Here is a 16,230-nt window from a genome sequence, read left to right as displayed (position 1 = left end):
ATCAAGCTGCCGTCGCTGGACCGCCGATAAGGCCCTTCCAATAGCTTTCCGCACCTTGAAGATGCGCGCTCATCAGCGCCTGGGCGAGATTGCCGTCTCGGGCAAGCAGCGCCTCGTAGATGCGGATATGCTCCTCATGCGAGCGCCGGCTGCGGGCGGCGTCGGCAAAATAGATCGGCAGGCGGTGCTCGCCCATGACGTAATAGACGCTGCACACCCGATGGAAGACGCTATTTTTGGTGGCCCGGACGATCTCCAAATGAAAATCCCGGTCCTCGCGCGCCAGCCCCTCGCCGGCGGCCAGCTTCGCCTCCGACGCGGCGAGGATATCGCGCAAGTGCTGGTAATTCTCCTCCGTCGCCCGATTGCATGCGAGTTCCGCGGCCTTGATCTCATGGATCTTGCGAAGCTCCACGGTCTCGTAGATCAGGATAGGGTCAAGTGGCACGCCGGCGCGGGCAAAGAGTGCCATTGCCTCCACGCTCGCCTCCGTGGTCGTCAGATAAATACCCGACTTGGCCCGGCGCTCGACGATGCGCATTGCCTCAAGAATGGCCAGTGCCTCGCGAACCTGGCCCCGGCTGACGCCGAAATGCTCCGCAAGCTCTCGCTCCGAAGGCGTACGGCCGTTGCCGCTCGAGTTCGAGAACAGGTGGGCTGCGAGATCGGAGAGGAGGGAGTTTTCTTTCATCGTCACTGTCTTTGCGCGTGAGTCTCCAGGACCCGCTGATTGATCGTGAAGCCCAGGCCAGGCCTGTCCGGGATCTCTACCATACCGTCCTTCACCGACACAGTGTCCTCGACAAGATCGTGGATCATCGGATTGGCGCCGAGCGAATATTCGATGATGAAGCTTGCCGGGGAGGCCGCGCACAAGTGCAGGCCGGAGAAGAAGCAGGGCGCGCCGGCCCAAAGATGCGGCGCGAAACGGAGGTTGAAGGCGCTGGCGAGCGAACTGATGCGCATCGCCTCCGTAATGCCGCCGCAGAAGGCGGGATCCGGCTGGAATATGTCGGCGGCCCGAAGCATGGCAAGATCTCGGAAAGCGAAACGCGTCGCCTCGCTCTCGCCCGCAGCGATCGGCACGTTCCCAGCCGCGCGCACCTCCGCCATGCCCGGCTTGTCATCCGCTATCACCGGCTCCTCGAACCAGGCGAGGTCGCAATCGGCGACCATCTGGATGAAGCGCTTTGCCTCCGCAACAGTATAGGTGCCGTGCGCATCGACCATCAGGTCGACGTCGGGGCCGATTGCCTTGCGAGCCGCCCGCACGCGCGATGCCGAGACATGCAGCGCACGATCCATCGCACCGACACGCATCTTGACCGACTTGAAACCACCGGCCGCGACATAGGACCGGAGCTGTTCGCCGATCCGGTCCACGCTCTCCCAACCGCCCGAGGCATAGGCGGGCAACCTGTCCGCCTTGCGCCCACCCAGCAGCTTCCAGACGGGGACGCCGAGCGACTTGCCGAGAATGTCCCAGAGCGCTATGTCGACCGCGCTGATCGCCGCGACGGAAAGGCCGCGCCGCGCGATCTCGGGCATGGCGTGACCCGAACTCGCCGCCGTCTCGTGGCGTACGCCGTTATAGAGCATCTCCCAAATGGTGGAGATGTCGGCGGGATCGCGGTCGATGAGCTTCGGCCCAATCTCGTGATTGAGCATGTGGACCAGCGTGCCATAGGTGCCCGAACTGCCCGCGGCATTCTTGCCCTCTCCCCAGCCAACGATGCCGTCGTCCGTTTCGATCCGCAGGATCGCACTATCGAAGGTCGTCAGACGGCCGAAGTCGCTGCGGTGCTGACGGCTCGCCTCGATGGGAATTTTAATCCACCAGGCCTCTACGGTCTTGATGCGCATGTCTCGGATCCCCTGCCCCTCACGGCCCGCGAGCCGCAGGGCATTTGTCTTTCCGTTCGTTACTTGATCAGCGGCAGGATCGTCTCGGCGGTGATCCGCATCTGATCGTCGTAGAACTTCTCAGTGAGAAGACTCGAGCCGTGGTCCTGGATAAATTTCAGTTGCTCCGGGGGAATATCGACGGGGTTGCGCTCGACCATGTCCGGATATTTTGAGGCCGGCGTGCGGTCGACCGGAGCGACGAATTCGTTGGTGACGGCGCCGTCGTACCCGATCTCCTTCAGCGTGCCGATGATCTTCGGCCAGTCGAGCTGTCCGAGGCCGGCGGCAAAACGATTGTTATCGGCGACGTGGAAATCGAACAGGCGCTTTCCAGCGAGCCGGATCGCTTCATACATGTCTTCCTCCTCGATGTTCAGGTGGAAGGCATCAAGGCAAACCCCGCATTCGGGGCTGACGGCATCGGCGAGCGCCAGCGCTTGGGCGGCACGGTTGAAGAAATAGGTCTCGAAACGGTTGAGTGGCTCGACGGCAATGCGCACGCCCCTCTTCTGAGCATGGGCAAAACATTCCTTGGTAGCGTCCACCACCCATGTCCACTCTTCCTCCTCGGTGCCATCCGGCACCACCTTGCCGACGGTCGCCGGCACTAGGGTGACGATCTCGCCCTCGAGTTCGCTGACCATGGTGATGACGCTCTTGACATAGTCCACCGACCTGGCGCGCTGGCCTTCATCCCTGGCGGCAAGATTGCGCTCGCCGAGCGTCAGCGTAACGGCGCCCCAGCAGCGGATGCCATGCTCTTTCAGCAGCGCCCGCGTCTCGTTGACGTCGTACTGCGCCGGCTCGCCGGATATCTCGATGCTTTCGTAGCCATATTTCTTGATGCGCTTCAGCGTGACGGCGAGCGGCTCGGCCCGCATCCAGTTATGTGTCGAAAGATGCATGAGGTCCTCCCAGACAGTTGCAGCACGGTCCACCGCCAATCGGGCGGCAAAATGTTGTGTTATCGTTGGCCGCTCTCGCCATCCTCGGCAATCTGGTTTGGCCAATTCTCGTTATTTTAAAGCTCTAGCTCAATTCTTGAACCTCTGCAAGACGGAGCCAGAAGGTCGATATTTCTTTAGCCGGTCGGTATTTAATCTCGAATTTCTCGCTTACGTACAAATCCGGCACCCCAAGCGCGTAATAAACTGGCTTGACCAGATTCGAAGATTTGGTATGACCAGATCTGGAAAAGTGATAGGACGTTGAAAGCATCTCGGAGTGGCCGCAGGCCAAGTGGAGGGGAGATGAAGATCGGCATGTGCATGTTCCTCTGGACGACAAGTGTCGGCCGGAAACACGAGGCACTGTTACGCGATATCAAGGACACGGGGTTTGACGGTGTCGAGATCCCGATCTTTTCGGGCACACCCGACGACTACCATCGGCTGGCGGACATACTTGACCGGATCGGCCTGGAACGGACCGCCGTTTCCGCCATGGGCGATCCGCAGATGAACCTGATCGCCGCCGACAGCGCGACCCGCAGGCGCGGCATCGACTACATGAAATGGGCCATCGACTGCAGCGATGCGCTCGGCGCGACGATGCTGAGCGGCCCGCTACATTCGACGCTCGGCAAATTTTCGGGAAGCGGGCCGAGCGGGGCCGAACTCAAGCGCTCGGTTTCCTCGCAACGCGCGATCGGCGATCATGCGGCAAAGCATGGCATCACGATCGGGCTTGAGGCGCTGAACCGCTTCGAATGCTACCTGTTCAACACGATGGACGATCTTGCGGCCCATATCGACGCGGTCGGACATCCGCATATCCGCGCCATGTACGACACGTTCCACAGCAATATCGAAGAAGCCGATCCCATTAGCGCGTTCATGCGTAACAGTAACCGCATCGTGCATGTCCACATTTCGGAGAACGACCGCGGCGTACCCGGGCGCGGCAACATCCCCTGGGCGGAGACGTTCCAGGCGCTACGCGCGAGCGGCTATGATGGGTGGCTGACAATCGAGGCCTTCGGTCGGGCGCTCAAGGAACTCGCCGCCGCGACAAAGGTCTGGCGCGACTTTTCCGAGACACCGGAAGCGGTCTATCGCGAAGGCTACCGCCATATCCGCGATGGATGGCACGCGGCGGCATGAATACCAACCGATTCTCGCCGCGGTCGATCAGGGAACCATCGGGCTGAACGCTGCACTGGCAGGCCACGCCTTACGCCTGAGCAATCACCTTCTGCCTGCTCTCATCGAGCGCTCCGATTCCCTTGCACATCGAAGAGATTTCCGAAGGCGCCCGCTCAGGAGACATCCCGTCAGGAAACCAGGGACATCGGCGGGCGGGCGGCGGGCGATGCCTTGCGGATATCGGTGGTCTGAAAGTGGGAGATTCTTTCGTTCAACACTTCCACCTGATGCCGGAGCCGATGAATCTCCGCGGTGTTTTCCTCCACCATGGCGGCATTGTGCTGGGTGATGTGTTCGACATCACGAACGGCATTGTTGACCTCGTCGATCCCCTTGTATTGCATGGTCGTCGAAGACGAGATGACGTGCACCAGCCCATTGATCGAGGTGAAGTGTTCCATGATGGATGAAAGCGCCTGGCCGGTCTCCTCGACGAGCTGGACGCCTGTGCCGACCTGCGATGCGTCTTGTCACTCAGCTGATGGCTATAAGGCTTGCATTGCCGCGGGCAGCCACCATGTTGCTCGACGTCGACACCTCCTCCAGCAGCCAATTCAAGCAATAGGCTTCGGGATCGCCCGCCAATTCCTCGGACGTCGCGGTGTGGACCAGCAGAAGCGCTCTGGCAGGTGAGCGATGAAGCTCAAACCCCAACGCTCAGGATGTAAGCCCAGAGTCTCTAAGAGGTAGCCTGAGCCTCCTCGAAATCCCTGGTTTGAGCCAACGCCCTACATCCCAAGGCCCAAGGACTTGCCGCGCTTCAGCGACCGCTTCAACTCCATCTGCTGGGTGAGCTCCGCGCGATGACTGCGATCGGCAAGGCGGGCAACCTGGCGGATACGCTCGACGTCACCATCCCGATCCGGTCCCACTCGCTTCAGCTGATCCGCGAGATCTGCGGGATCGGCGCGACCGAAGCGCGTTTCGATCGCGCTGACGATGTCATTCGCCTCGGCAAGCGCTCGACGACCCTCCGGTGTTCCCGCCAATTGCTCGACGAACTTGGCCTTGTCGCTATAGGGAAGATCGTCGAGCTGGCGCAGCAGCGCCTCGCTCCGGCGGCTCGGCCCCAGAACCTCGACGACGTCCTGCTTTTCCCGCTTCCAGCGCTCCGAGCCGCATTCAGCCGCAAGGCGACGCTGCCAGCTGTTGGCGGATTGGCGAACATGTGAAGCCAGCGCATCGATCCGCAAAAGCGCGTGTTTGCGTTCAGCGTTGTCTCCGAACAGGCCCGTTTTGCCGGCGAGCGCACCGATCGTCTCGGGCGAAGTGCTGAGTTGACTGGCGAGCGCGACCGGATCTGCATTCTCATCCAGGATGCGGCCGCGCAACACGTCCATGGCCGCTGGCGCGTCTTTGAACACCTGCGGCGCAAGCTGCTTTGCCGCGGCCCAATCTCGTTCGAATGCCGGCATCGCCTTTGACCGTCCGACCGCTTCGACGCTCATCGCATAGGTCTTAACCGCCGCAACGAGCACGCGGCGTTCATCGCGACGTTCATCGACATTGGGGTCCTGGTGCGAAGAGCCGCCATCGGCGATGCTGCGGGCCGCGAGCGGTGTCGGCGGCCGTGGTTCTTGCATTGGCTTGGGAACCGTCGTGTCCGCGATGCGCTCCGCCTCCTTGGTGATTACCGCAGGTGCGACCTCACCTTCGCCCTGCCCCCGGCGATCCTCCATGCCGCGCCGATTGGCGAAGTCATGGGTATAGTCGAGCGTCGTCTCCTTGACGCCTGAGCGGCTCAGTGCCTCTGTCAGGGATCGCTCCGTCTTGAACGCATCCAGCCCCGCATAGAGCTGTACCGCCTCGCGATGACGGGTCATCGCCACGTAGGTCAGATGCCGGTCCATCGTCGTCGACGCGAGAACAAAACTCCGGTCGACGGTAGCGCCTTGCGTCTTGTGGATCGTCGTGGCGTAGCCGTGATCAAAGGCTTGGTAACGATTGACCGGTACGGTCACCTGGCGTTGCCCATCTTGCGTCTGCGCCTTGCCGTCAAGCCGAACCTGTATTGCGTCCGGTTGGACGGCGATCACCTCGCCCAGCATGCCATTCTTGACGCCGAGATCACGATCGTTCTCCAGGAAGACGATGCGGTCGCCGCGCGCAAAGGATCGCTTCCCATTGCTGGTCTGGTAGGTGAGTTCCTCACCTTTATCACCAGGCTGGTGGCTACCCTTTGCCAGCTCACCGCGCTCCTGCAACCGAGCACGAATGCCGGCATTGATGGCACGGACGTCGTCACGCCGATGGGCCATGGCAATGCGCGTGTCGTTGGGATTGGCCGATCGGTCAGCGACGTAATCGGCAATGATCGCCTTCAGCACGTCGTCGCGGTTTGCTTTCAGCTGGATGTTGCCATGTGCTTGGTAGGCAGCAAGCCCGTCGGCAGTCCGATGCGAGGCGAAGTCGATCGAGGCCTGCTTTTGCCAATCGGCTTTTTGCCGGCGCACTTCCGACAGTTGCGCGTGACCGACGGCTTCGGCAATCGCCCGGAACGGCGCGCCCGCTCCGATCGCCTGAAGCTGTTCATGATCGCCGACCAGGACGAGCTTGGCGCCGGCCCGTTTGACCTCGTCGACGAAGCGGGCGAGCTGCCGGCTGCCGACCATGCCGCCCTCGTCGATGACGAACACGTCACGAGCATTCAGCCGACCGCGATCGGCCTGCCAGCTGTATTCCCAGGACGCCAATGTGCGGCTCGATATGCCGGACGATTGCTCCAGGCCTTCCGCGGCCTTGCCGGCCAACGCCGCGCCATGAACGCGATAACCTTGCGCTTCCCAGGCCTGGCGGGCAGCCGCCAGCATCGTGCTCTTGCCGGCACCGGCAAAGCCGATCACCACGGCGATCTGACCGGGACCCGTGACATGCTCGATCGCCTGGCGCTGTTCCGCCGACAGCCCCTGCCCCGGTGAAGGATTTCCCGCCTGGATCGATCTGTCCTGATCGGCGATGGCCGCATCGACATTGCGCTTCGCCACACCGTGGTTTTGGCGCGTCTTCATCGCAACAGTGGCTGTTGCCATCGCACCCTCGATCGCCACCATCTCGACCGTCGAATAGCGTGCCTCTCCATCGCGGCCGCGAACACTCGAACTGTCGGGCCTCAGCTCGACGAGGGCTTTTGACGCCATCACCGATGCAAAGGCGTTCTGGAAGGTCTGCGGATCGTCATTGATAGTGCGATGCAGAGCCCTGGCAATGTCATAACGGTTAAAGACGCTTTTCTCGTTGGTAATCAGCTTCAATATCTCTTCGGGTCGCCGGCGAATGATCTCGGCATTGCGATCGGCCGATTGCGGTGAGATGCGGACGCGCGAGACTGCCCCACCCTGCCGATTGATCTCAGTGGCATGGACCCCGACATGTTCGCTCGGCTCGATCGTGATCCCGGCTTCCAGATGCGAACGGTTGTCGATACGGATATCGAGGCCGGCCCTCTCAAGGTGCGTGTTGGCCAGATGCTCCCACGCCTGTCTGAGATCCTTCAGCTGCAGTTGCGATGGCGGCAGGTGATTGGCGAGAAGCCATCTGTTTTCCCGCTCGAGCAGCGTCTTGTCGCCAAGACCGGTTTCCCTCACCTCACGCGTCGTCATCATCAGATGCGCATGGCTGTTGCGGATATCGCTTCCCTCACCCGGCCGATGGATCGCGAAGTCGACGGCAGCGCCATAGCGATTGGCCAGATCTTCGGCAAAGGCCCGCGTCAGCGCCAGTCGCTGGTCGGAACTCAATTCGTGTGGCAGGGCGACTTCGAATTCCCGGGCAATCCGGGCGTCACTTCGCTTCTCGGCACGCTCGGCGGCATTCCACAAGGCCGATCGCTTCATCGCCCAATAGGCAGAAGAGCGAACCGGCAAGACGATCTCGGCATGCTCGACACCTTTCCTGTTGCTAAAATCATGGGTTAGCCCATCACGCTCGTTGGTCAGCCGCTCAGCCGCACGATAGGCGGCGGACGCGACAGCGCTACGGCCAGCGCTGCGGGCGATCGGCTTCATGCTGAGATGATAGATCGCCATCGCCATCCCTTTGTTAGCGGGCTGCCGGCCCGCGCTTTGAGTTGCCCAGCAACTCGTAAGTGCGCCCTTGTGCCTTCGTCGCTTCGCGCCTTCGGGCACTGGTGGGAGCACGCGGCAATCGCCCGATGACCTCGTAAGCCGTTCAGCCGGTCGCTTCCACGCGCAGATTTGCGGGTAGCCGACATGCCACCCATCGTCGCAGCATCCGCGCATGCGATCGTGTGCGGTCATTGTCCTGATGCCGTTCGGCCGATCGCTGATTGTGGAACAGGGAGACAATGACAGTGGCACGCAAAACCATCGGCGAACGGCTGGCGCAGCTGGAAGCCCAGCGAAAGACATTGCAGATCCGTCTCGGCAAGCAGGAGCGCGCCATCGATACGCGCCGCAAGGTGTTGATCGGCGCACTTGTGCTGCATCGGCTGGAGAGTGATCGCGATGTGCAGATCGGCGGCGGACTGGCAGCCTGGCTCAGATCGGAACTGCCAAAGTTTCTCACCCGCGATGGCGACCGGGACCTGTTCGACGATCTGCTGAAGCCGCGGGCAAATATCGGCAGTGTCGGCAGCGGGAGTGCAGTATGATGATCCATGCCAACCAGATCAAGATTGCCTTCGCAAACATGATGCGCATGGCGGCCCGCGATCCGCTCTGGGCGATCGTCGCGTTCATCACCTTTCCGCTGCGATATGCCAAGTCGTTTGTCATGGGTGCATTTGGCTATTTGCTTGTCGTGTTCACCGTCTACTTCGGGATCGACTACCTCAGACGCGTGATGCTCGGCGGCCACAGGGGTGACGTCATCTGGCATGTCGGCGATTGGGTGGTGATGGCCTTTGCCATCGTGCTGCTCATTCGGCTGTTGTCGGTACCGTTGATCACGCATTTTGGATCGGCGGCGGACGACACGCACGGCACGGCTCGGTTCGCAGGTACACGAGAGATCGCGCCGCTGACAAAGGCGGAAGGCGGTTTGCTGATCGGCCGTGCGAACAATTCTGGCCGGCTTCTTCGCTACAGCGGACCGGCTCATCTGCTCACCATGGCGCCGACGCGCAGCGGCAAGGGTGTCGGCACCATCATCCCGAACCTTTTGACCGCCGACCGCTCGATCATCTGCATCGATCCGAAGGGCGAGAACGCGAAGATCGCCGGTGATGCACGGCAGAAGTTCGGGCCGGTTCATATCCTCGATCCGTTCGGCATCACCGGCAAACCAACGGCAGCCTTCAATCCGATGGACGGCGTTGATCCAAACAACGTCGATGTCGCCGAGGATGCAACGACACTTGCCGACGCACTGGTGTTCGACGAACCAGGCTTGTCAGGTGATGCGCATTGGAACGAGGAAGCAAAGGCACTGATCGCTGGATTGCTGCTTCACGTGATCGCCAGCCAGCCAGGCGACAGGCGCACGCTGACCACGCTCAGGCATTTGCTGACGTTGGCACCGGAAGCCTTCCGTGTCGTGCTGGGCGAGATGCAGAGAAGCGACGCGGTGAACGGACTGATCGCGCGGGCCGCCAATCGCCATCTCGGCAAGTCGGATCGCGAAGCCAGCGGCGTATTGTCGGCTGCGCAGCGACACACGCATTTCCTCGACAGTCCGCGCATGACCGGGGTGCTGTCACGATCGGATTTTCGGTTCGGTGACCTCAAGGCAAACAAGGCGACCGTGTTTCTGGTCTTGCCGCCAGACAGGCTTGCGGCCTATTCGCGTTGGCTGCGTTTGCTGGTGGCCCAGAGCCTGACCGAGATGGCACGAACGCCACCCTCGCCGCAACCATCTGCGCCACCGGTTCTCTATCTGCTCGACGAGTTCGCCGCCCTTGGTCATCTGGCGCCGATCGAACGGGCCATGGGATTGATGGCCGGTTACGGTGTGCAGCTCTGGCCGATCGTCCAGGACATTCATCAGCTGCGCGCCACCTATCGCCAGCGTGCCGGCACGTTTCTGTCCAACGCCGGCGTGCTGCAGGTGTTCGGCGTCAACGATCACGACAGCGCCCGTCTGGTCTCCGATCTGCTTGGCCAGGAGACCGTGGTGTTCAACACCGCGGCACGTGCACTCGATTCGGAAAAGACCGGCCTCTCCTTTGCCGAGCAGCATGTCGGCCGCCCGCTGCTGACGCCCGACGAAGTGCGCAACCTGCATGCCGGGACCGAGCTGCTCTTCATCGCCGGCCAGCGGCCGATCGTTGCGACCAAGTTGCGCTATTATGCCGATCCGGAATTTGCCGGATTGTTTGGCAAGCAGGACAGAGTAAGGCAGGAGAGATGAACCAGGCGGTTCACATCACTCCGATAAATCGATTGGGCCTCATCAATTCACAAATGTCGTTGGACGCAGTGAACCGTTCTTTGCAATTCTGCCCGCATGACAGTTCAGCCCTATCGTCTCTACATCGAACGCATCGATCCATCGAAGAACATGGCCCGCTTTTATGCGCTGTCGATCGAGCCGAACCTCTTCGGCGAGACCTCGCTGGTGCGCAGCTGGGGACGCATCGGCAGTCGCGGGCAGCAGAAGATCCATGTCTTCGACAGCGAGGCAAAAGCCGTCGATCTCCTGCTCAGCCTTTTGCGCAGGAAGCGGTCGAGAGGCTATCGGGTCCTGCGGTGATCGGCATCCGCGTCTCTCATGCCTGAGCGAAGGAAGAGACAGTTGAGTGAAGGAAGAGACGGCTCACGCCGCCTCCTCCTCATCGAGCTCCGGCTGCAAGGAATGCAGATAGTCGACGGCGCGCTGCGCATGTGCTGCCGCCGAGAAGATGGCGCGCTTGTCGTGGTCGAGAACCTTGAGCCAGCCATCGAGATAGCTGGCGTGGTCGGGGCGTGGTTCGAGCTCGGGAACGATGCCGAGATCGGCGCAGAGAAACGCGCTGCCGAGTTCGGCAATCAGCTCTTCGCGGGCGCGTTCGCTCCGGTCTTTCGCGTAGCGGCTGAGATCGCGATCAAGGCGTCGCGGTGCGGCGGTCCAGTGCGTGATCTCGTGGCTGAGGACGGCGACATAGGCGGCATCGTCCCTGAAGGCATCCAGGCATGGCATCTGGATGTAATCACGCTGAGCGGCATAATAGGCAGCCGATCCTCCGTGGCGGATCAGTGCGCCGGTATTGGCAAAGAAGCGGCCGGCATCGCCGATGCGGCTCATCGGATCCTGGTGAGGTGCGATGTCGTCAAAGCGGCCGTTAAGACCGGCGATCTGATCGGTGTTGAACACCGTGTAGGCCTTGAGGAATGGAACATCCTGTTCGATCTCGCTGCCCGTGTCTGTCGCCTCGGTGCGGATGAACGAACTGGCAAAGACCACGGTCGTGCCGGTTTCGCCCTTGCGCACCGCGCCACCGAGTTCGATGGCCTGGCGAAACGTCATCCAGCGTGATGAGGCAAAGCCACGGGCGATAGCTTCGGACCACAGCAGCAGGACGTTGATCCCGGAATAGGGCTGGCCGTTGTGGCGCAGTGGCCGGCCGACCTCACTTGCCGCATGTCCCGTCGTCCAGGGTTTGGTCCATGGCCGCACGCCGCCTTCGAGATCGGCGATGATCGTGTTGGTGATGCGGCTGTGGATATCGGTTCGTTGGTTGGATTGCTGCCTGCTCATGTCTAAACCTCCGTTTCGAGGTCGCGGCCATCGCGACCTGCTACGGCGGTCCGAAAGCCGGGCTGCAAGCGCTGCCTGCACCCCGCGGGGCCGCAACGCAGTGGAGGACGGCAAAGCCGTTGCCGGCGACGCGAGCCTGGCAGGACCCAAAGCCGGGGCAGGACGCGATGGCCGAAGTCTAGGTGGGAGGTTTTGACGCAGGCGGACGTAGCAAATCCGCGAGACGGCGTCACGCCGCTCACGTCACAGCTGACCGAAGCGCAGATCGTTTACCTGGCCGGCCGTGCCAGCGAGCGGGCGATATCGACGATGTCGTCGCGCGAGGCGGTTGGGTCGTCCTTGCTCCAGGCAACCCCAAGCCCGATCCGGAAGTCGATGCCCCTCACCGCTTTCAGCTCGAAGGCCCGGTTCGGCAGGCCCTCGGTCCATTCCGGCGCAAAGCCGATGCCAAGGCCGGCCGAGACCAACGACACCAGCGAATAGGTGTCGTCGCAGCTATAGGCGATGTTGCGGGTCAGATCGTATTCCTCGAACTTCTCGTTGAAGTACCGCTCGGTGTAGGAGAGGTTCTTGCGATTGAAGGCGATGATCTTCTCCCCGCGCAGATCGTCGATGCCAATCTCGGCCTGCTCCGCCAGTGGGTTGGTCCTGGCCACCGCCAGCAGATAACGTTCATGGGCGATCGAGGAGAAGCGCAAGGAGCCGATGTTTTCCACCGGCCGGATGAAGCCGAGATTGATCTGGCCGTTCTCCAGGCCGCGGATGATGTCGCCGGTATTGCCGCTTGAGATATGAATGCGGATATCCGGGTACTTGCGGGCGATCTTTGAAAGGAACGCCGGCAGCACGCCGGTGGTCGCCGGATAGACGGTGCCGATCCTGATCTGCCGGATCGTCTTGCCGGCCACCGCCCTGGTGATCTCGGCACTCAGATCGACCTCGCTGAGGATCCCGACGCAGCGCTCGTGGAAGATCTCCCCTGCCCTGGTCAATTCCACCCGTCTGGTCGAGCGGATGAACAGCGCGCAGCCGAGCTCCCGTTCAAGCGCCTGCACGTGGTTGGACAACGCAGGCTGGGCGATGCGCACCTTGGCGGCCGCCCGACCGAAATGCAGTTCCTCGGCCACGGCGACGAAGTAGGAGAGCTGGCGTAATTCCATGAGGGCCATCCGATTATCAGGCGCAAAGTCGGATGCCCCAGCATTATTCCGACCTAGATTCCTTTCATAGTTCTATAATACGTGGTTTCATAATTTGTCAAATGTTGTGTTTCCGGCGATGGACGCACGGCAGCGAGTAGCACTGAATTTGAGACGTTTGCGGGTTTCGAAGGGAATCTCGCAGGACGATCTCGCGCTCGCGGCAAACATAGAGCGCTCGTACGCCGGCCATCTGGAGCGCGGCGGAAAAAATCCGACCGTCACAACTCTCGAGAAGCTCGCGACGGCATTGGCCTGCGATGTTTCGGAGCTTTTGGCGCCGCTGCCCGATGGCATTTCAATTAAGCCACTTAAGAGCGGGCGACGTTCCCGGGCCTGAGCACATATGGCCGCCTTGAACCAACTCGAACCGCCGACTCGTCGCTTTCCGAGCATTAAGCCTTGATTTTTCAGCACGACTTAGCGACTACGGTTACACGGCTCGGACCCAGTGTGGTCTCGTTGGCCGCACTGTAGTTTGGGGTGAAGCCGGCAATTGTCTCAGACGTAGCCTGGCGCGTAGCCCGGAAACTTAGCTGCTGGGCAAGGTCTCTGGCCATTCCTGCGCACCATGAAGGACGCGCAGGACACGAACTGCTGTTTCGGTAACGGCATATGCAGCGATATATGGCGTTCCGTTGATCACCAGTTCGCGTGTCCCAGTAATTCTTCCAACGCGACCGCTTGCTGGAAAATCGACCAAGCGGCGCGTGGCGGCCATGATCCGTTCGTCGATCATGATAGCGGCTGAAGGATTGTCTGCCTCAATATAGGTGAATATGGCGTCGCGATCCGACAGCGCGAACGCAGACCATGTTAGCTTCACGACTTGGCGGCACCCGCTTTGACGCGCGCTGTCGCCCGGCGCTCCGCGAAGTGCGCCTCGACTTCATCATCAGACACGTCCGGCCGAGTGTCGTTTAGTGCTTCGAGCACCTTCGTACGAAACCAATCGTCGTGAGCCTCGCTTCCCGAAAAAAGTTCAAGTGGCAGCGCACCCTCATTAGCCGTCCGCGTGAGCAGGATGCGGACCGCGTCCGAGACCGTCAGGCCCATGTTCTCAAGGACGGCGGAAGCACGATCCCGAACTTCGGCATCGATACGTGTTTGGACAAGTGCGTTTGCAGCCATGGCTATCTCCAAGTTAGACGCAAGGTAATGCATTTGAATGACAAAATCCATAGCGAGTTTCAGGGTCGCGAAGGCCCCTATTCAGATCATCGACGCACGATTTTCCTCGTGCGGCATATCGTCGATTTATGGAACTCGTTGAGAGACGTGGGACATGACCGCATTCAACCTACCGGTGAACGGGTCTTCGAAGATGAGGTTCTTGCACGCCCGGACTTCGCGATCCTAGCTTGGCTGCGGTCGGTCTCGCTGCACCCCTGGTCGAGGAGACCTCACCTTCTAAACTCATGACGAAATCCTTACGACGGGCCCGCCGAGAACTCCATGAGCGGCAGGGTTTAGTCGAACATCTTTTTGATCGTCGCGATTGGGATGAACATCCGCATCGCATTTGTTGGCAGAGGCTGGAAGCCGTATTCCTTGTAAAGCTTTACTCGTCTCTCGGTCCGCTCTGCATCACCGCAATCCAGGACATCGAGCATGACGATTGCCGTACCTATGTCATCCGAGATACGCGCTATGCGCGTCAAGCAGTCGATCAGCAGGTCACCGCCGTATCCGCTGCCAGCGAATTTCAAGTCGCGACCGATCATTGAGATGTAGGCCGCGGGAATTGACCCATGTCCGGGCCGGTCGCGGGCGAACCTTTTCGGAAGCTCCGTATAATCAACAGCGTGGCTGTTGATGGCGTAGAAGCCCATCACCGGGCCTGCGTCCTGCGTCATCACGAAAACACGAACATTGTCGCTCTTCTGAAGCTTGTTTGCGGTCTTCTGAAAGAAATTGTCGACCTGCTCAATGCCGCACGAAAAAGCCGCCCGATCATGTTTTAGGGGATCGAGCGGCTCGATGATTAGCTTTGGCGCTTCGTTTTGCGGCATTATTTTGAAACGACAGTCTCGCTGTGACGCTTGAAAGCAGCCTTAAGTCTATCTGTCGGCTCCGGCGGGTTGTCCAGTGCAGCAAAAAACGCAGCATGATCGGCTGGCTGCAAAAAGGTCCGTTCATGGACGGCGATCGTCGTCATGGCGGCTTGATAAGCAGCGTTGATCGTGAAAGCGGAGTCGTCTACACCGGCCAGCGCAGCAGCGCGTTGAATTGCCGTCTTGATACGCGCCTTCGTACGGAAGCCCATACGTGCGTCGTTTGGTTCATTGATTTCGGCAGTCATGTCTTTGAAAGCAAGCATAGTCGCCTCCTCTTCGGGTGTAACTGTGTGGTTATGTGTACGTCAAAATGACGTACCCGTCAAGTTGATATACGAATCTTTGTACGTCGCGTGTGCGTACGTTCAGTGACGTCGCGCAACAGTTCCTGCGCTCGACTAGCGAAATCAGCGCCGTGCGTTCGATTGTCCACCATTCGAGTTCAGCGGAGGGGATGGCCTGCAATGTGCAATCTTTATCGCATGGAATTCAAGGACTGGGTCCTAAAATGGCCCCAGGACGCCGAAAGTCTGATCAACCTGATGCCGGCCTACCAGATGAACCCCGATCAGATGGCGCCGATCTTCCGCAACACCGCCGACGGAAAGAAGCAACTGGTCCATGCGCGCTGGGGACTGCCATCGCCGCGTTTCGCGCTTGAGAAGGCGGCCAAAGCCAAGGCCGAGAAACTTGCGGCCAAGGCAAGCCATTCGATCTGGAAGAACGATCCGCCTTGAGACGTGCCCCCTGCTCGTCCTGATGTTTTTTCAGACCGGCTGCGCTGTGGGCCGGAACAGGATTTCGTTAATATCGACGTCGTCCGGCTCGTTGACTGCAAAAGCAACAGTTCTGGCGAATGTGGCTGCCGGAACAGCAATTTGCGCGACGAAGGCCCTGGTCTCGTCATGGATGTCCTGCTCGCTGATATGGTCGTGAAGCTCAGTCTTGAGTGGTTCCGGGCGAAATGATGGTTGTCCGGATGTTGTAAGGCTTCACCTCTTTGCGCAGACCCTCCGACAGCGCCCGCACCGCGAATTTCGTGGCACAGTAGACGGCCGCGCCCGGATCCACGACGTGACCGTAGACGGAGGAGACGTTGATGATATGGCCCGACTGCGTCTTCATATGCGGCAGAGCTGCAGCGATGCCATATAGCACGCCCTTGATATTCACATCGATCATGCGGTCCCACTCATTGATGCGGAGACGTTCCAATGGTGACAGCGGCATGAGGCCGGCGTTGTTCAGCATGACGTCCAAGCGACTGAACTCGCGTACGGCTGTATCGACTAG

General features: G+C 60.5%; 15 protein-coding genes and 3 pseudogenes. 6 read left to right on the top strand and 12 right to left on the bottom strand.

Annotation, left to right across the window (positions count from 1 at the left end; translation table 11 throughout):
• Nucleotide 1: 1 nt before the first annotated feature.
• Genes AC25BC_RS26565 through AC25BC_RS26555 form a run of 3 tightly spaced genes read right to left on the bottom strand, consistent with a single transcriptional unit; the run spans nucleotide 2 to nucleotide 2,810 of the window.
• Nucleotides 2–691 carry a FadR/GntR family transcriptional regulator gene (locus AC25BC_RS26565; RefSeq protein ID WP_003562968.1) on the bottom strand — a complete coding sequence of 230 codons (690 nt, stop codon included), beginning with the start codon at nucleotides 689–691 and terminating at the stop codon, nucleotides 2–4.
• 2 nt (nucleotides 692–693) lie between these two features.
• Nucleotides 694–1,863: a mandelate racemase/muconate lactonizing enzyme family protein gene (locus AC25BC_RS26560; RefSeq protein ID WP_003562969.1), complete on the bottom strand. Its 1,170-nt coding sequence runs from the start codon at nucleotides 1,861–1,863 to the stop codon at nucleotides 694–696.
• Between the two features lie 59 nt (nucleotides 1,864–1,922).
• Nucleotides 1,923–2,810, bottom strand: a complete 888-nt coding sequence (locus tag AC25BC_RS26555; RefSeq protein ID WP_012755374.1) for a sugar phosphate isomerase/epimerase family protein — start codon at nucleotides 2,808–2,810, stop codon at nucleotides 1,923–1,925.
• Nucleotides 2,811–3,155: 345 nt separating this feature from the next.
• Between AC25BC_RS26555 and AC25BC_RS26550 the strand changes: the two genes are divergently transcribed.
• Nucleotides 3,156–4,007 carry a sugar phosphate isomerase/epimerase family protein gene (locus AC25BC_RS26550; protein WP_128439664.1) on the top strand — a complete coding sequence of 284 codons (852 nt, stop codon included), beginning with the start codon at nucleotides 3,156–3,158 and terminating at the stop codon, nucleotides 4,005–4,007.
• Between the two features lie 170 nt (nucleotides 4,008–4,177).
• Here AC25BC_RS26550 and AC25BC_RS26545 read toward each other — a convergent pair.
• Together AC25BC_RS26545 and traA are read right to left on the bottom strand one after the other, a co-directional pair.
• Nucleotides 4,178–4,513 (bottom strand): annotated as a pseudogene (locus AC25BC_RS26545) (methyl-accepting chemotaxis protein); the annotation flags it as partial.
• Between the two features lie 264 nt (nucleotides 4,514–4,777).
• Nucleotides 4,778–8,074, bottom strand: a complete 3,297-nt coding sequence (traA, locus tag AC25BC_RS26540; RefSeq protein WP_487778567.1) for a Ti-type conjugative transfer relaxase TraA — start codon at nucleotides 8,072–8,074, stop codon at nucleotides 4,778–4,780.
• A 278-nt stretch (nucleotides 8,075–8,352) separates the two neighbouring features.
• Between traA and AC25BC_RS26535 the strand changes: the two genes are divergently transcribed.
• The 3 genes from AC25BC_RS26535 (at nucleotide 8,353) to AC25BC_RS26525 (ending at nucleotide 10,697) form a co-directional block, all read left to right on the top strand.
• The gene (locus tag AC25BC_RS26535) at nucleotides 8,353–8,658 is read left to right on the top strand and encodes a mobilization protein (protein WP_487778566.1); all 306 of its coding nucleotides are present in this window, start codon (nucleotides 8,353–8,355) and stop codon (nucleotides 8,656–8,658) included.
• Complete coding sequence (locus AC25BC_RS26530; protein ID WP_128439874.1) at nucleotides 8,658–10,355, top strand: type IV secretory system conjugative DNA transfer family protein; 1,698 nt, start codon at nucleotides 8,658–8,660, stop codon at nucleotides 10,353–10,355. The genes AC25BC_RS26535 and AC25BC_RS26530 overlap by 1 nt, the downstream gene beginning before the upstream one ends.
• Before the next feature lie 96 nt (nucleotides 10,356–10,451).
• On the top strand, nucleotides 10,452–10,697 hold the full coding sequence (locus AC25BC_RS26525) for a WGR domain-containing protein (RefSeq protein WP_128439750.1): 246 nt from the start codon (nucleotides 10,452–10,454) through the stop codon (nucleotides 10,695–10,697).
• Nucleotides 10,698–10,760: 63 nt separating this feature from the next.
• On the opposite strand, the gene AC25BC_RS26520 is transcribed toward AC25BC_RS26525, so the two are convergent.
• Nucleotides 10,761–11,681 (bottom strand): ArdC family protein, encoded by a 921-nt coding sequence (locus AC25BC_RS26520; RefSeq protein ID WP_128439751.1) that lies wholly within the window; start codon nucleotides 11,679–11,681, stop codon nucleotides 10,761–10,763.
• Between the two features lie 269 nt (nucleotides 11,682–11,950).
• On the bottom strand, nucleotides 11,951–12,841 hold the full coding sequence (locus AC25BC_RS26515; RefSeq protein ID WP_128439752.1) for a LysR family transcriptional regulator: 891 nt from the start codon (nucleotides 12,839–12,841) through the stop codon (nucleotides 11,951–11,953).
• 118 nt (nucleotides 12,842–12,959) lie between these two features.
• Here AC25BC_RS26515 and AC25BC_RS26510 point away from each other — a divergent pair, with 118 nt between their 5' ends.
• Nucleotides 12,960–13,220 (top strand): helix-turn-helix domain-containing protein, encoded by a 261-nt coding sequence (locus AC25BC_RS26510; RefSeq protein WP_128439753.1) that lies wholly within the window; start codon nucleotides 12,960–12,962, stop codon nucleotides 13,218–13,220.
• A 192-nt stretch (nucleotides 13,221–13,412) separates the two neighbouring features.
• Here AC25BC_RS26510 and AC25BC_RS26505 read toward each other — a convergent pair whose 3' ends face one another.
• The 4 genes from AC25BC_RS26505 to AC25BC_RS26490 form a co-directional block, all read right to left on the bottom strand.
• Nucleotides 13,413–13,706: a type II toxin-antitoxin system RelE/ParE family toxin gene (locus AC25BC_RS26505; protein WP_128439754.1), complete on the bottom strand. Its 294-nt coding sequence runs from the start codon at nucleotides 13,704–13,706 to the stop codon at nucleotides 13,413–13,415.
• On the bottom strand, nucleotides 13,703–14,011 hold the full coding sequence (locus AC25BC_RS26500; protein ID WP_128439875.1) for a type II toxin-antitoxin system RelB/DinJ family antitoxin: 309 nt from the start codon (nucleotides 14,009–14,011) through the stop codon (nucleotides 13,703–13,705). The genes AC25BC_RS26505 and AC25BC_RS26500 overlap by 4 nt, the downstream gene beginning before the upstream one ends.
• A 338-nt stretch (nucleotides 14,012–14,349) precedes the next feature.
• Complete coding sequence (locus AC25BC_RS26495) at nucleotides 14,350–14,892, bottom strand: hypothetical protein (RefSeq protein WP_003563075.1); 543 nt, start codon at nucleotides 14,890–14,892, stop codon at nucleotides 14,350–14,352.
• A complete protein-coding gene (locus AC25BC_RS26490) occupies nucleotides 14,892–15,200 on the bottom strand; it encodes a type II toxin-antitoxin system TacA family antitoxin (protein WP_128439755.1) in 309 nt (102 codons plus the stop codon). The genes AC25BC_RS26495 and AC25BC_RS26490 overlap by 1 nt, the downstream gene beginning before the upstream one ends.
• Nucleotides 15,201–15,401: 201 nt before the next feature.
• Here AC25BC_RS26490 and AC25BC_RS26485 point away from each other — a divergent pair.
• Nucleotides 15,402–15,661, top strand: a pseudogene (locus AC25BC_RS26485) (SOS response-associated peptidase); the annotation flags it as partial.
• Nucleotides 15,662–15,704: 43 nt separating this feature from the next.
• Here AC25BC_RS26485 and AC25BC_RS26480 read toward each other — a convergent pair.
• Nucleotides 15,705–16,230 (bottom strand): annotated as a pseudogene (locus tag AC25BC_RS26480) (SDR family oxidoreductase); the annotation flags it as partial.

The organism is Rhizobium sp. WSM409, assembly GCF_057653825.1.
This window is presented reverse-complemented; position numbering and strand designations above follow the sequence as displayed.

Bases quoted from the DNA above. Each gene is read 5' to 3' on its own strand.
- AC25BC_RS26535 (WP_487778566.1), top strand. From the start codon at position 8,353: ATGACAGTGGCACGCAAAACCATCGGCGAACGGCTGGCGCAGCTGGAA.
- AC25BC_RS26550 (WP_128439664.1), top strand. From the start codon at position 3,156: ATGAAGATCGGCATGTGCATGTTCCTCTGGACGACAAGTGTCGGCCGG.
- AC25BC_RS26510 (WP_128439753.1), top strand. From the start codon at position 12,960: ATGGACGCACGGCAGCGAGTAGCACTGAATTTGAGACGTTTGCGGGTT.
- AC25BC_RS26515 (WP_128439752.1), bottom strand. From the start codon at position 12,841: ATGGAATTACGCCAGCTCTCCTACTTCGTCGCCGTGGCCGAGGAACTG.
- AC25BC_RS26555 (WP_012755374.1), bottom strand. From the start codon at position 2,810: ATGCATCTTTCGACACATAACTGGATGCGGGCCGAGCCGCTCGCCGTC.
- AC25BC_RS26495 (WP_003563075.1), bottom strand. From the start codon at position 14,892: ATGCCGCAAAACGAAGCGCCAAAGCTAATCATCGAGCCGCTCGATCCC.
- AC25BC_RS26525 (WP_128439750.1), top strand. From the start codon at position 10,452: ATGACAGTTCAGCCCTATCGTCTCTACATCGAACGCATCGATCCATCG.
- AC25BC_RS26500 (WP_128439875.1), bottom strand. From the start codon at position 14,011: ATGGCTGCAAACGCACTTGTCCAAACACGTATCGATGCCGAAGTTCGG.
- AC25BC_RS26560 (WP_003562969.1), bottom strand. From the start codon at position 1,863: ATGCGCATCAAGACCGTAGAGGCCTGGTGGATTAAAATTCCCATCGAG.
- AC25BC_RS26530 (WP_128439874.1), top strand. From the start codon at position 8,658: ATGATCCATGCCAACCAGATCAAGATTGCCTTCGCAAACATGATGCGC.
- AC25BC_RS26565 (WP_003562968.1), bottom strand. From the start codon at position 691: ATGAAAGAAAACTCCCTCCTCTCCGATCTCGCAGCCCACCTGTTCTCG.
- AC25BC_RS26490 (WP_128439755.1), bottom strand. From the start codon at position 15,200: ATGCTTGCTTTCAAAGACATGACTGCCGAAATCAATGAACCAAACGAC.
- AC25BC_RS26520 (WP_128439751.1), bottom strand. From the start codon at position 11,681: ATGAGCAGGCAGCAATCCAACCAACGAACCGATATCCACAGCCGCATC.
- traA (WP_487778567.1), bottom strand. From the start codon at position 8,074: ATGGCGATCTATCATCTCAGCATGAAGCCGATCGCCCGCAGCGCTGGC.